The following is a 13289-nucleotide window of genomic DNA, read 5'->3' on the forward strand; positions in this document are numbered from 1 at the left end:
TGCGCTCGATTTCGGCCGAGACCGAGGCTCCGACCGGTCGGGGATCCGGTTTCGGAGCTGGACGCCGGCCCCGGCCCCGGCTCCGGTGCCGGTCCGGCGTCAGGCGTCGGTGGCTTTCGGAGGCCGTCCGGCGCTCGATCACTCGTTCGGCATTCGGTTCGCGTACGACAAGGAGGCTGCCCATGTCCGCCGAACCTTCCGTTTCCCCCTCCCGCACCGGCGTCTGGCTGATTGGTGCGAGGGGCTCCGTCGCCACCACCGCCGTCACCGGATGCGCCGCCGTCTCCGCCGGGCTGCATCCCGCCGCCGGGCTCGTCACCGAGACGGAGCCCTTCGCCGCGAGCGGTCTGCCCGCCCTGTCCTCCCTCGTCTTCGGCGGGCACGACACCGTGGACTGCCCGTTGCCCAAACGCGCGGAGACCCTGGCCGCCGGCGGCGTCCTGCCGCACGGTCTGCCGTCCGCCGTCCACAGTGAACTGGCCGCCGCCGACAGCGAGATCAGAACCGGCGGCCCACTGCCCGGAGACACCCGGAGCGAGGACGCCCTCATCGACGCCCTCGCCCGCGACATCCGCGACTTCACCCACCGCAACGGCCTCGCCCGCACCGTCGTCGTCAACGTCGCCTCCACCGAACCGGCCCCCGAGGGCACCTCCCTGCCCGCCAGCTCGCTGTACGCGGCGGCCGCCCTGCGCGCGGGCTGCCCGTACGTCAACTTCACGCCCTCGACCGGGCTGCACCACCCCGCGCTCGCCGCCGAGGCGCACGCCGCCGACCTGCCGTACGCGGGCCGCGACGGCAAGACCGGGCAGACCCTGCTGCGGTCCGTGCTCGGCCCGATGTTCGCGCAGCGGGCGCTGCGGGTGCTGGCCTGGTCCGGAACCAACCTCCTCGGCGGCGGCGACGGCGCCGCCCTCGCCGACCCCGCCGCCGCCGCGGCGAAGAACTCCGGCAAGGAACGGGTCCTCGCGGACACCCTGGGCACGGTCCCCCAGGGAGAGGTGCACATCGACGACGTGCCCGCGCTCGGCGACTGGAAGACCGCCTGGGACCACATCGCCTTCGAGGGCTTTCTCGGCTCCCGGATGACCCTCCAGACCACCTGGCAGGGATGCGACTCGGCGCTCGCCGCACCCCTGGTCCTCGACCTGGCCCGGCTGCTGGCCCGCGCCCACGAACGCGGGCTGACCGGCCCGCGCCCCGAACTCGGCTTCTACTTCAAGGATCCCGACCCGGGCGCCCCCGCCGCGCTGGGGGAGCAGTTCGCCGCGCTCCTGGACTTCGGCCGACGGCTGGGGGACCAGTGACGACCCGCCACGGCCTGGTGGCCGTCGCCCTGGCGGTGACCGCCGCCGCCGTCGTCGCGGCGCGCGGGTCCTCGGCCCGTGGCCGCCCGCGCCGAGGCGCCGGGTCCGCGGATCCGGCCGGCCCGGCGGGGAAGAGCGCCACAGCCACCCCCACGCCCGACGCCGGGCAGGCACAAGGGTCCGATGCCTCGGAACAGGCTCCCCGGCCGGCGCCGGCGGATGCCGATCCCGTCGCGCCCACCCTCGGCACCCCCGCCGACTGGGTCGAACTGCTGCGGCTGCCCGCCCTGTTCACCGTCCCCGGCGACGCCCTCGCCGGGGCCGCGGCAGCGGGGCGCGCCCCCGGGGCCCGTACGCTCCTCGCCGTCGGCTCGTCCCTGTGCCTCTATCAGGCGGGCATGGCGCTCAACGACTGGGCGGACCGCGCCGAGGACGCCGTCGAGCGCCCCCACCGGCCGCTGCCCTCCGGGCGGATCGCCCCCGGCGCCGCGCTCGCCGCGGCCGGCGCGCTCACCGCCCTGGGACTCGCGCTCGCCGCCCGCGCAGGCCGGCCCGCGCTCACCGTCGCCGTACCGCTCGCCGCCACGGTCTGGGCGTACGACCTCGGACTGAAGCGGAACTGGGCGGGCCCGCCCGCGATGGCGGCGGCCCGCAGCCTCGACCTGGTGCTCGGCGCCGCCGCCAGCGGCGGCCGGGTCCGCGACGCCGTACCGTCCGCCGCGGCCCTCGGCGCCCACACTTTGGCCGTCACCGCCGTCTCCCGCCGCGAGACCCAGGGCGGTTCCGCCGCCGTCCCGCTCGCGGCCCTCGCGGTCACCTCCTGCGTCGCGTACGCACTGGCCCCGCCCGCCGTGGCCCTCCGACTCCCGGCGGACCGAGGTGGAGCAGCCCCCCTCGGCCCGCCGGGCCTCACCCCGGCACCGGGCGGTGCGCTCCGCGCGGCCCTCGCGCTCGGCTACGCCGCCACCGTCGCCCGCCCCCTCGCCCACGCCGTCCTCAACCCCTCCCCGCCGCTCACCCAGAGGGCCGTCGGCGGCGGCATCCGCGCCATGATCCCGCTCCAGGCCGCGCTGTCCGCCCGCGCGGGCGGACCGGTCACCGCCCTGTGCACCGCCGCCCTGGCCCCCCTGGCCCGAAGGTTCGCGAGGAAGGTGAGCGTGACATGAGCCCCGGCCCCGCCGCGGACCTCCGCTTCGGCTACGGCACCAACGGCCTCGCCGACCTGCGCCTCGACGACGCCCTCGGCCTGCTCGCCGACCTCGGCTACGACGGCGTAGGTCTGACCCTCGACCACATGCACCTCGACCCGCTCGCCCCCGACCTGGCCGCCCGCACCCGGCGGGTCGCGCAGCGGCTGGACGCGCTCGGCCTGGGCGTGACCGTGGAGACGGGCGCCCGCTATGTGCTCGACCCGCGCCGCAAGCACGGCCCCTCCCTGCTGGACGAGGACCCGGAGGACCGCGCCCGCCGCGTCGACCTGCTGCTGCGGGCCGTACGGGTGGCCGCCGACCTCGGCGCCCACGCCGTGCACTGCTTCAGCGGCATCACCCCGCCCGGCACCGACCGGGACACGGCGTGGAAGCGGCTCGCCGAGTCCCTGGTCCCCGTCCTGGAAGCCGCCACCGCCTCCGGCGTCCCCCTCGCCGTCGAACCCGAACCCGGTCATCTCCTCGCCACCCTCGCCGACTTCCACCATCTGCGCCGCACCCTCGGCGACCCCGCCGACCTGGGCCTCACCCTCGACATCGGCCACTGCCAGTGCCTCGAACCCCTGCCCCCGGCCGAGTGCGTGCGCGCCGCCGCACCCTGGCTGCGGCACGTCCAGATCGAGGACATGCGCCGCGGCGTGCACGAACACCTCCCCTTCGGGGACGGCGAGATCGACTTCCCGCCCGTACTGGCCGCCCTGGCCGCCACCGGCTACCAGGGCCTGACCGTCGTGGAACTGCCCAGGCACTCCCACGCGGGGCCGCACCACGCCGGGCTCTCCCTGCCGTACCTGCGCCGCGCGGCCACCACCGCCCCACGTACGGACGAGCCCCCGGCCCCCGCACCCCCCGCCCCCGAGCATCCGGTCACCCCAGAAGGGAGCACCCGATGACCCACCCGTACGACATCGGCACCGGCACCGCGGGCACCCCCACGGCAGGCACCGCCCCCGCACCGGCCCCGACGGACGAACTACGCGTCCGTACGGACGCCGGTCTCACCCCGCCCGCACGGGCCTGGCTCGGCCAGGCACTCGACGAGGCCGCCGCCCACCCCGGCGCCCACGGCCCGATCTCCGTGTGGGAACTGCGGCTCGCGGAGGCCGGCCGCCGCTGCGGTCCCGCCCACGCCGACGCCGCCCGCGTCCTCATCCTGCACGCGGCCCGCGCCGACCTCGACGCCCTCACCCGGGTCTACCGCCAGGGCACCGCCGACGAACGCCGCGCCGTCCTGCGCGCCCTGCCCCACCTCGTACCAGGACCCGACGCCCTCCCGCTCGTCGAGGACGCCCTGCGCACCAACGACACCCGGCTGGTCGCCACCGCCGTGGGCCCCTACGCCGCCCGGCACCTGGCGCCGCACGCATGGCGGCACGCCGTTCTGAAGTGCCTGTTCACGGGCGTGTCCGTGGACAGCGTCGCCGACCTGGGCCGCCGCGCCCGGGGCGATGCCGAACTCGCCCGCATGCTCGGCGACTACGCCGCCGAACGCACCGCGGCGGGCCGCCAGGTCCCCGAGGACCTGCACCGCGTCCTGGCCCTGACCGAGCCCGGCACTGCGCCGCACGGCCCGGCCGACCCCCACGGCAAGGAGTCCTGATGCGCATCTTCGATCCCCACATCCACATGACGTCCAGGACCACCGACGACTACGAGGCCATGCACGCCGCCGGCGTCCGCGCCCTCGTGGAACCGGCCTTCTGGCTCGGCCAGCCCCGCACCTCCGCCGCCTCCTTCCTCGACTACTTCGACTCGCTGATCGGCTGGGAACCCTTCCGCGCCGCCCAGTACGGCATCGCCCACCACTGCACCATCGCCCTGAACCCCAAGGAGGCCAACGACCCGCGCTGCCTGCCCGTCCTCGACGAACTGCCGCGCTACCTCGTCAAGGACCAGGTCGTCGCCGTGGGCGAGATCGGCTACGACTCGATGACGCCCGAGGAGGACACCGCCCTCTCCACGCAGTTGCAGCTCGCCGCCGACCACGGGCTGCCCGCCCTCGTCCACACCCCGCACCGCGACAAGCTCGCCGGGCTGCGCCGCACCCTCGACGTCGTACGGGAGTCGGCGCTGTCCATGGACCACGTCCTGGTCGACCACCTCAACGAGACCACCGTCAAGGAGGCCAAGGACAGCGGCTGCTGGCTCGGGTTCTCCGTCTACCCCGACACCAAGATGGACGAGGAGCGGATGGTCGCGATCCTGCGCTCCCACGGCCCCGAACGGGTCCTGGTCAACTCCGCGGCCGACTGGGGCAGAAGCGACCCCCTGAAGACCCGCAAGGTGGGCGACCTCATGCTCGCCGAGGGCTTCACCGAGGACGAGGTGGACCGCGTGCTGTGGCGCAACCCCGTGGAGTTCTACGGACTGAGCGGCCGGCTGAGCCTCGACGTGGCCGCGACCGGCGCCACCCACGAGGGCAACAGCATCCTGCGCGGCGGGGAGTGATCCATGCGCTTCCGGCACCCCGACGGCTCCACCGTCCACCTCGCCTACTGCACCAACGTCCACCCCGCCGAGACCCTCGACGGCGTCGTGGCCCAACTGCGCGACCACTGCGAGCCCGTACGCCGCCGCCTGGGCCGCGACCGCCTCGGCATCGGCCTCTGGCTCGCCCGGGACGCCGCCCGCACCCTCGACACCGACCCGTCCGCGCTGCGCGCCCTGCGCGCCGAACTCGACCGGCACGGCCTCGAGGTGGTCACCCTCAACGGCTTCCCGTACCAGGGCTTCGGCGCCGAAGAGGTCAAGTACCGCGTCTACCAACCTGATTGGGCCGACCCCGCACGCCTGGAGCACACCACCGCGCTCGCCCGCATCCTCGCCGGCCTCCTCCCGGACGACGTCGGCGAGGGCAGCATCTCCACCCTGCCCCTGGCCTGGCGCACCGCGTACGACGACACCCGCGCCGGGCAGTCCCGCGCCGCACTGCTGACCCTCGCCGAACGCCTCGACGCCCTCCAGGAGCTGACCGGCCGCTCCATCCGGGTGGGCCTGGAACCCGAACCCGGCTGCGTCGTCGAGACCACCCACGACGCCATCGCCCCGCTCAACGCGATCGGCCACGAACGCGTCGGCATCTGCGTCGACACGTGCCACCTCGCCACCTCCTTCGAGGACCCGCACACCGCCCTGGACGCCCTCACCACGGCCGGCGTGCCCATCGTCAAGTCCCAGCTCTCCGCCGCCCTGCACGCAGGACAGCCGCATCTGCCCGAGGTCCGTGAGGCCCTCGCCGCCTTCGACGAGCCCCGCTTCCTGCACCAGACGCGCACGGTCACCGCCGCCGGCCTGCGCGGCACCGACGACCTCGGCACCGCACTCGGCGGCGACGTCCTGCCGGACTCAGCCCCCTGGCGCGCCCACTTCCACGTACCCCTGCACGCGGCCCCCGCCGAACCCCTCACCTCCACCCTCCCGGTCCTGAAGACCACGCTGACCCGGCTCGTCGGCGGCCCGCGGCCGCTCACCCGCCACCTGGAGGTCGAGACCTACACCTGGCAGGCGCTCCCGACCGAGCTGCGCCCCCGCGACCGCGGCCGGCTCGCCGACGGCATCGCCGCCGAACTCGCCCTCGCCCGCGACCTGCTGACCGACCTCGGCCTGAAGGAACTGCCATGACCCGGCCCCAGGGACCGACACCCCTGCTCGTCCTGGACGTCGTCGGTCTCACCCCGCGCATCCTCGACCACATGCCCCACCTCAAGGCCCTCGGCCAGGCGGGCTCCCGCGCCGCGCTCGGCACCGTCCTGCCCGCCGTCACCTGCGCCGCGCAGTCCACCTTCCTCACCGGCACCATGCCCGCCGAGCACGGAATCGTCGGCAACGGCTGGTACTTCCGCGAACTCGGCGACGTCCTGCTGTGGCGTCAGCACAACGGCCTCGTCGCCGGCGACAAACTGTGGGACGCCGCCCGCCGCGCCCACCCCGGCTACACGGTCGCCAACATCTGCTGGTGGTACGCCATGGGCGCCGACACCGACATCACCGTCACCCCGCGACCCGTCTACTACGCCGACGGCCGCAAGGAACCCGACTGCTACACCCGCCCGCCGGCCCTGCACGACGAACTCACCGCAAAACTCGGCACGTTCCCCCTGTTCCACTTCTGGGGCCCCGGCGCCGACCTCGTCTCCAGCCAGTGGATCATCGACGCCACCCGCCACATCCTGCGCACCCGCCACCCCGACCTGACGCTCTGCTACCTGCCCCACCTCGACTACGACCTGCAACGCTACGGGCCCGACGACCCGCGCTCCCTCCAAGCGGCAGCCGACCTCGACGCCGCCGTGGCCCCGCTCCTGGACGACGCCCGCGCCGAGGGCCGTACCGTCGTCGTGCTGTCCGAGTACGGCATCACCCGCGCCGACCGGCCCGTCGACATCAACCGCGCCCTGCGCCGGGCCGGGCTGCTCGAAGTGCACACCCAGGACGGCATGGAGTACCTCGACCCGATGGCCTCCCGCGCCTTCGCCGTCGCCGACCACCAGATCGCCCACGTCTACGTGCGCCGCCCCGAGGACCTGGACGCGACCCGGGCCGCCCTCGACGGACTGCCCGGCATCGAGCGACTCCTCGACGACGAGGGCAAGAAGGCCCACCACCTCGACCACCCGCGCTCCGGCGAACTCGTCGCCGTGGCCGAGCCGGACGCCTGGTTCACGTACTACTACTGGCTCGACGACGAGCGCGCGCCCGACTTCGCGCAGCTCGTCGAGATCCACCGCAAACCCGGCTACGACCCGGTCGAGCTCTTCATGGATCCGCACGACCCCTATGTGAAGGTCAAGGCCGCGACCGCCGTGGCCCGCAAGAAACTCGGCCTGCGCTACCGCATGGCGGTCGTACCCCTCGACGCCTCACCCATCCGCGGCAGCCACGGCCGCCTGCCCGCGAGCGACGACGACGGTCCGCTCCTCCTGTGCTCCACCCCCCGCGCCGTCGGCGACCGCATCGCGGCCACCGACGTGAAGTCACTCCTGCTCCACCTCGCCGGTCTCGGCCAAGCAGACCCCAAGTCCGAAGAGAGGCACCCGTGAACGACATCCAAGCGACCGACCACGGCACCGACGAACAGCTCCGCCGCAGCCTGGGCATCGGCCGCCGCAGCTTCCTCAGCACCTGCACCGCCGTCGCGGCCGGCGCCATCGCCGCACCCGTCCTCGGCGCGGCCCCCGTGCAGGCGGCCCCCGCCGAGTCGAACGGCAAGGCCAAGGGCCACCTGCTCGTCCCCGAGGACAAGCGCGGCATCATCCTCTACACCGTGCGCGACGCCACGGGCCGCGACCCGTACTCCACCAGCCTGCCCTCCGGCTTCCGCGCCGTGTTCGAGCAGCTCGCCCGATTCGGCTACCGGCAGGTCGAGTTCGCGGGCTACGGGCAGCACGCCAACGCCCCCGGCGGCGCCAACCTGGAGTCCGTCGAGGGCGCCCGGCTGCTGCGCGGCTGGCTGGACGAGTACGGGCTGCGGGCACAGGGCAACCACGGCTTCATCCCGGGCTCCTGGCCGCTGACCACCGGTGACCTGGACACCTTCAAGAAGCACCTGGAGATCGCCAACATCCTCGGCATGCAGCACGTGGGGACCGGCAACGACCCCACCGGCAGCAACTACAAGGCCGACTGGGACGTCGCCGCCGAGAAGTGGCACGCCCTCGGCGAGATCGCCCGCCGCGCCGGGCTCAAGCTCTACACCCACAACCACGACGCCGCCTACGGCTTCCTGCTCGACGGCGGCCCGCTCGACGCGCAGGGCCGCCCGACCCGCAGTTCCGGCATCCGCAAGCTGGAGTACTTCCTGTCCATCACCGACCCCAAGCTGGTCTGGCTGGAGATGGACATCTTCTGGGCGCACGTGGCCCAGTACAAGTTCCGCACCTACACCGACCACGACGGGGCCACCCGGCAGAACATCTTCGACCCGGCCGGGCTGGTCACCCGCCACAACAAGCGCTACCCGCTGTTCCACGCCAAGGACGGTGTCGTCAACAACACCAACGGACAGGGTTACGACATGGTGCCGTTCGGCACCGGCGTCATCGACTACACCACCTTCTTCACCCGGGTCGGCCACCCGAACTACCACCACCCGATGGTCGAGCAGGACAACGCCCCGAGCTCCACCGACCCGGCCCAGTCGCTGGAACACGCGCGGATCGGCTACCGGAACATGGCCGCGCTGCGCCGCAAGTAACGCACGGGAAGGGGCCCTCCCCGCGGCCGTGGGGAGGGCCCCTTCGCCCGTCGCGCGCGGTGTCAGCCCGCCGCCGGTTCCGCGGCCGGCGTGGCGTCGCGGCCGCCGCGCCCCGGCTGCCGCAGCAGCAGCGCCAGGGCCGCGGCCACCATCGACACGCCACCGGCCAGCGCGTAGGCGCCGTAGTAGCCCCACGCGGCGACCACCATGGCGCCGAGCCCGCCGCCGAACAGACCGCTGACCAGCTTGCCGCTGTAGACCAGCCCGTAATTGGTGGCGTTGTAGTTCTCGCCGAAGTAGTCGGGGGTCAGCGCGGCGAACATCGGGTAGAAGGCGCCGCCGCCGAAGCCGGAGAGGAAGGCGAAGAACAGGAACAGCCACTCGTTCTTCATGTGACCGGCCCAGATGACACCGAACTGGGCCAGCCCGAGGACCACGATGACGAACACGAGCGCCGTCTTGCGGCCCCACAGGTCGGACAGCCAGCCCACCACGGCCCGGCCGACGCCGTTGATGACGGCCATGACGCCCATCGAGGACGCGGCGACCAACGGACCGAAGCCGACCTCCTTGGCGAAGGCGACCTGGAAGGAGATACCGAAGATCGACACGCCGGCGGTCATCACGATCGTCACCCACATCAGGGGCAGCATGCCGGTTCTGATGGCCTCCATGGGGGTGTACTGCCGTACCGCCGGCGGGTTCTTGGCCAGGCTCGCGGTGTTCTTGTTCTTCGCGGAGTGCGACAGCGGGTCGATGCCGGCGGGCCACCAGTTCTTCGGCGGGTCCTTGAAGAAGAACGCGCAGACCGCGACCACGACCAGTACGTAGACGCCGATCAGGTCGAGCACCTCGTGGTAGTTCCCGGTGTCGAAGGCGTAGTTGAAGACGAAGATGAACGGCAGCGAGCCGTACGCGAAGCCGCCGTTGACGAATCCGGTCTTCGCGCCGCGCCGTTCCGGGAACCACTTGCCGACCATGTTGATGCAGGTGGCGTAGACCAGCCCGGAGCCGACGCCGCCCACGACGCCGAAGCCGAGCAGGGCGAGCAGCACGTCGTGCAGGTGGGAGAGGGCCAGGAAACCGACGAGGCACATGCCCGAGCCCAGGTACATGGCCCGGCGTGCCGTGAGGATGCCCCGCTCGCGCAGCCACCCGGCGGGGAAGGCGATGCCGGCCTGGAAGAACACCCAGACACTGAGGATCCAGAAGGTGTTGCTCTGGGTCCAGCCGTGCGCCTTCGACAGAGTGTCCTCCGCCGAGCCGTACGCGTACTCGGAGACGCTGATGGCCATCATGCAGACCCACGGCAGGTACACCATGATCTTGCGTGAATGGCCGAGTATGTCCAGGTCCGTCTCACCGAGGCGGTACACACGCCCCCGGGAGTCGGTCACTTCGCGATACGAGCCGTACGCCGTGCGGGTACGTCCCGGGGTGCTTCTGGTGGACAGGGGATCCGCGGTCATGTCTGGCCATCTCCTCGCCGTGTCGGTGGGGATCGGTGACGATGCGCCGGGCTCTGGGGTGCCCGGAGTGTTGCGGAACGGCGCCGGACCGTCTTATTGCATACAGTCGACGAATACTGTATGAAGTTGCCGCATCTCGCCAGAGGTGTCCAGGGGTCGCGCAGCACTTTGGGCGGGCGCGTCACGCCCCCAGGCCCCCTCCTGGGGGCGGATACGCAGGTGAAAGGCACCCCGAAAGCTTGGTATTGTTGTCCATGTCGCCGCGGGGAACACCCCCGGTCAGGCGGCAGACACCTGGTCCGGGTGGCGGAATGGCAGACGCGCTAGCTTGAGGTGCTAGTGCCCTTTATCGGGCGTGGGGGTTCAAGTCCCCCCTCGGACACTCGCAGGGACAAGGGCCCCGACCTTACGGTCGGGGCCCTTGTTTCCGTAGCTGATTGCGATGCCGAGAGCTTCGTAGAGTGAGGCCTTCCCACTCGGATCGGCGCTCTGGAGGCGCTGTGCGACCTCGTGGAGGTTCTTCGCTTTGCCAGGGCGGTTCGTTTGCCGTTCTGGGCTTCGTTGATCCACTGAGTGACGATGGCGGGGCCGGCCCCGGCAGTGAGGGCGGACATGTGGCTCCACGCCCTCCGAGGCCAGCAGCGTCGCACTACTCACCGCGCGATCATGCCAGATGGCGTTCGACCGCTCCTTCATTCCTGTTCACCTTGGCGCGAGCCAGGCGCTAGGACTCGGTTCCGGCCCCGATGAGGAGGACGTTGAAGTGAGCCGGTCCATGACCGCTGCGCAGAGCCGCGGATCGGTAAAGGTCTTGCTCCACGCCCAGGACCGCGCGCACAACCGCGACAAACTGCATTACTGACGCCGCATCCACTGGACGGGAAGGGGCGCAGGGGCGTCCGGTTGGCCGGTGTGCGGCGGCCTGCCCGGACACGTGGCCACGCCCTGACCCAACGACCTGCGGTCGCGGGCCCCGCCTTGTCACGCCGCCTGGTCTGCGTGAATGTTGCCGACGTAGCGCCGCAAGGCGTCCACGCTGTGGAAGACGCGGTAGTCACTCGCCTCCAGGGCGGCCTGCTCGTCCGGGGTGGTTTCCGGGACGAGGACCACGGGGTCGCCCACCTCCTCCTGCAGGCCCTGGGGCCAGAACGCGGTGGCCACGAGGACCAGGCTGCCGGGGACCAGGTTGGTCACCTCGCTGTCCAGTTCAGGCTCGGCGAAGCCCCGCCGCCGCAGGTCCTCCAGCAGCTGGGCCAGGCCGGGCATGTCCTCGTCCGTGGCAGCGGCGGGTACCGGAGCGGCGGCCGACCTGAGGACCGCGGCGTGGGCGGGTGCGGCCAGGCCGACGGGAGACGGTCCCTCGAGCAGTTTGGTGAGGAACCTGTTCGAAGCCTCGGCGAGGAGTTCGCGTCGGGCGGCGAGGAACGAGCGGTAGGCGTCGATGCGCCACAGCTCCGGGTCGGTGGGGATCCACTGAGATTCCAGGGCACCCGGAACCTTCTGAGCGATCTCCGGCAGGTAGTCATCCGGCCGCTTGGCGCTGATCTGCAGGTTCGTGTCCTGGGTGAGGAAGCAGAAGTTGGCGACCGCGTTGACTTCGGCCCTGCTGTAGCCGTGCTTGTAGAGCAGGGTCTTGGGGAAGATGTGGTGCACCTGGAGGGAGCTGAGCTTTCCGAGCATGCCGTCCTTCAGCGGGACCCCGCTTCCCAGGTCCTGTGCCCCGTGGACCCGGGACAGCATGTAGAGCAGCGGGTAGAAACGGGATCCCATGCTGGAACCCTGGAAGTCGTCGGGCCGGACCTCCAGCCGGCCGCTGCGGGCCTGCCGCAGAGTCTCGATCAGCCGGTCGACCCCGCCGGCGTCAACCGCCTCGAGGTCCTGATTGAGGGCGGTTTCCGTGGCGCCGGTGTGCCGGCCCCAGAGGAAGCTGTGGATGAACCAGTAGAAGAGCCGGTCGCGGGTCATGGCGTCGGGGAACTTGCCGGAATGGTGGTGCAGCAGCCGGCTCATGACGGGAAAGGCGGCCCGGCCGTTCAGTACCCGCCCGTGGTCGAGGCCCAGGCGGCCGCCGAGGGCGTTGAGTAGGTAGCTGATGGACTCGATGGTCTGTTTCAGCCCCGTCTGGAACTCCGGCACCTCTACGTCACCCAGCTTAGAGAATTGCGCCTCCCCGGTCAGAACCGCGTTGACGTTGCGGAGCAGCCAGTCCAGCTTGAAGGTGAAACCGGCGTCCGACCAGTTCTTCAGAGCGGTGTTCATGGTCGGGCGGGCGTCGGGCCATGACGCGCAGATCGCTGCCAGCGCGAGGTCGCCCTTGGAGAGCTTGGTACCGCCGGAGTTGACGCGGTTGAAGATCTCCACGACGACATCGATGGTCATGTCCTTTCCGGTGACCTCCTCGATGTGGATGTTGCGGTCCTTGATCTGGGTGATCCGGTTCAGGCGCTCGATGTAGGCCGCCACCAGGGACCCGTCGCTTCCGGCCAGCGCGGTGATGGAGGGGAGCAGCGTGCCAAGCCCGCCCTGGAAAAGGCCGGTGACGTCGACCCACAGAGGGTTGTCCTTCATCTTGGCCGGGGCGTAGAACTCGAAGGTCTCGGTCTCCAGATGGAAGTGCAGCCCGGCCAGTGCCGCCTGGTTGCCCTCGAAGAAGCGCGGTGAGCGTCCCTGGGTGACGCCGTAGAGGGTGGTCACCCGCTGCTGACCGTCGAGCAGCAGTTGTACGGTGCCGTCCTTCTCCGGGCCGCCGCCGCGGGTGCTCGCGCTGTCGGCCTTGGTGCTCCAGGTGAGGAACCCCCCGATCGGATAGCCGCGGTACAGCGACTGGAAGAACGCGCGAACCTGGTCACGGGTCCAGACGTAACCGCGCTGGAACTCCGGAAGGGCGATGTCCCCGGAATCGATCTTGTGCAGGATCTGCGAAATCTGCATGCCGTGCCTTTTCGGTCGGCCCGCCGGTACTCCGTACGGGGCTTGTCTCTCCTGAGTAACGGGCCGAAGTGCCCGGAGGTTGGGGCCGGCGACGGGTGACGGCTGTTCGTACGCTACGGCCTGACTCACCCGCGCCACTTCAGGCGCCGATGCTCCCCGGCATGCCGGCGCTGTCGGAAGG

The 13289-nt window shown here is 71.8% G+C and carries 10 protein-coding genes and 1 tRNA gene; 9 read left to right on the forward strand and 2 right to left on the reverse strand.

Going from position 1 to position 13289, the window contains the following annotated elements; translation table 11 throughout:
• Positions 1-182 precede the first annotated feature (182 nt).
• From ACF09J_RS11425 to ACF09J_RS11460, 8 genes are read left to right on the forward strand one after another with little or no spacing between them, the layout of a single operon-like run.
• Positions 183-1307: an inositol-3-phosphate synthase gene (locus ACF09J_RS11425; RefSeq protein WP_392305170.1), complete on the forward strand. Its 1125-nt coding sequence runs from the start codon at positions 183-185 to the stop codon at positions 1305-1307.
• On the forward strand, positions 1304-2473 hold the full coding sequence (locus tag ACF09J_RS11430; RefSeq protein ID WP_392305171.1) for an SCO3242 family prenyltransferase: 1170 nt from the start codon (positions 1304-1306) through the stop codon (positions 2471-2473). The genes ACF09J_RS11425 and ACF09J_RS11430 overlap by 4 nt, the downstream gene beginning before the upstream one ends.
• Positions 2470-3408 (forward strand): sugar phosphate isomerase/epimerase family protein, encoded by a 939-nt coding sequence (locus ACF09J_RS11435; protein WP_392305172.1) that lies wholly within the window; start codon positions 2470-2472, stop codon positions 3406-3408. Before ACF09J_RS11430 ends, ACF09J_RS11435 begins: the two co-directional genes overlap by 4 nt.
• Positions 3405-4115 carry an EboA domain-containing protein gene (locus ACF09J_RS11440; protein ID WP_392305173.1) on the forward strand — a complete coding sequence of 237 codons (711 nt, stop codon included), beginning with the start codon at positions 3405-3407 and terminating at the stop codon, positions 4113-4115. Before ACF09J_RS11435 ends, ACF09J_RS11440 begins: the two co-directional genes overlap by 4 nt.
• The gene (locus ACF09J_RS11445) at positions 4115-4963 is read left to right on the forward strand and encodes a TatD family hydrolase (protein ID WP_392305174.1); all 849 of its coding nucleotides are present in this window, start codon (positions 4115-4117) and stop codon (positions 4961-4963) included. Before ACF09J_RS11440 ends, ACF09J_RS11445 begins: the two co-directional genes overlap by 1 nt.
• Positions 4964-4966: 3 nt before the next feature.
• Positions 4967-6136: a metabolite traffic protein EboE gene (gene eboE / locus ACF09J_RS11450; RefSeq protein WP_392305175.1), complete on the forward strand. Its 1170-nt coding sequence runs from the start codon at positions 4967-4969 to the stop codon at positions 6134-6136.
• Positions 6133-7554, forward strand: coding sequence for an alkaline phosphatase family protein (locus ACF09J_RS11455; protein ID WP_392305176.1), 1422 nt, complete (start codon positions 6133-6135; stop codon positions 7552-7554). The genes eboE and ACF09J_RS11455 overlap by 4 nt, the downstream gene beginning before the upstream one ends.
• Positions 7551-8708 (forward strand): sugar phosphate isomerase/epimerase family protein, encoded by a 1158-nt coding sequence (locus tag ACF09J_RS11460; RefSeq protein WP_392305177.1) that lies wholly within the window; start codon positions 7551-7553, stop codon positions 8706-8708. Before ACF09J_RS11455 ends, ACF09J_RS11460 begins: the two co-directional genes overlap by 4 nt.
• Before the next feature lie 62 nt (positions 8709-8770).
• On the opposite strand, the gene ACF09J_RS11465 is transcribed toward ACF09J_RS11460, so the two are convergent.
• Positions 8771-10177, reverse strand: coding sequence for an OFA family MFS transporter (locus ACF09J_RS11465; RefSeq protein ID WP_392305178.1), 1407 nt, complete (start codon positions 10175-10177; stop codon positions 8771-8773).
• Between the two features lie 297 nt (positions 10178-10474).
• On the opposite strand from ACF09J_RS11465, the gene ACF09J_RS11470 reads away from it, so the two are divergent.
• Positions 10475-10559: transfer RNA gene (locus tag ACF09J_RS11470), tRNA-Leu, on the forward strand.
• A 599-nt stretch (positions 10560-11158) separates the two neighbouring features.
• Here ACF09J_RS11470 and ACF09J_RS11475 read toward each other — a convergent pair.
• Positions 11159-13108 (reverse strand): DUF262 domain-containing protein, encoded by a 1950-nt coding sequence (locus tag ACF09J_RS11475; protein WP_392305179.1) that lies wholly within the window; start codon positions 13106-13108, stop codon positions 11159-11161.
• Between the last annotated feature and the right edge of the window lie 181 nt (positions 13109-13289).

Origin of the sequence: Streptomyces sp. NPDC014889, assembly GCF_043081205.1 — a bacterium.
In the GTDB taxonomy this organism is placed as follows: domain Bacteria; phylum Actinomycetota; class Actinomycetes; order Streptomycetales; family Streptomycetaceae; genus Streptomyces.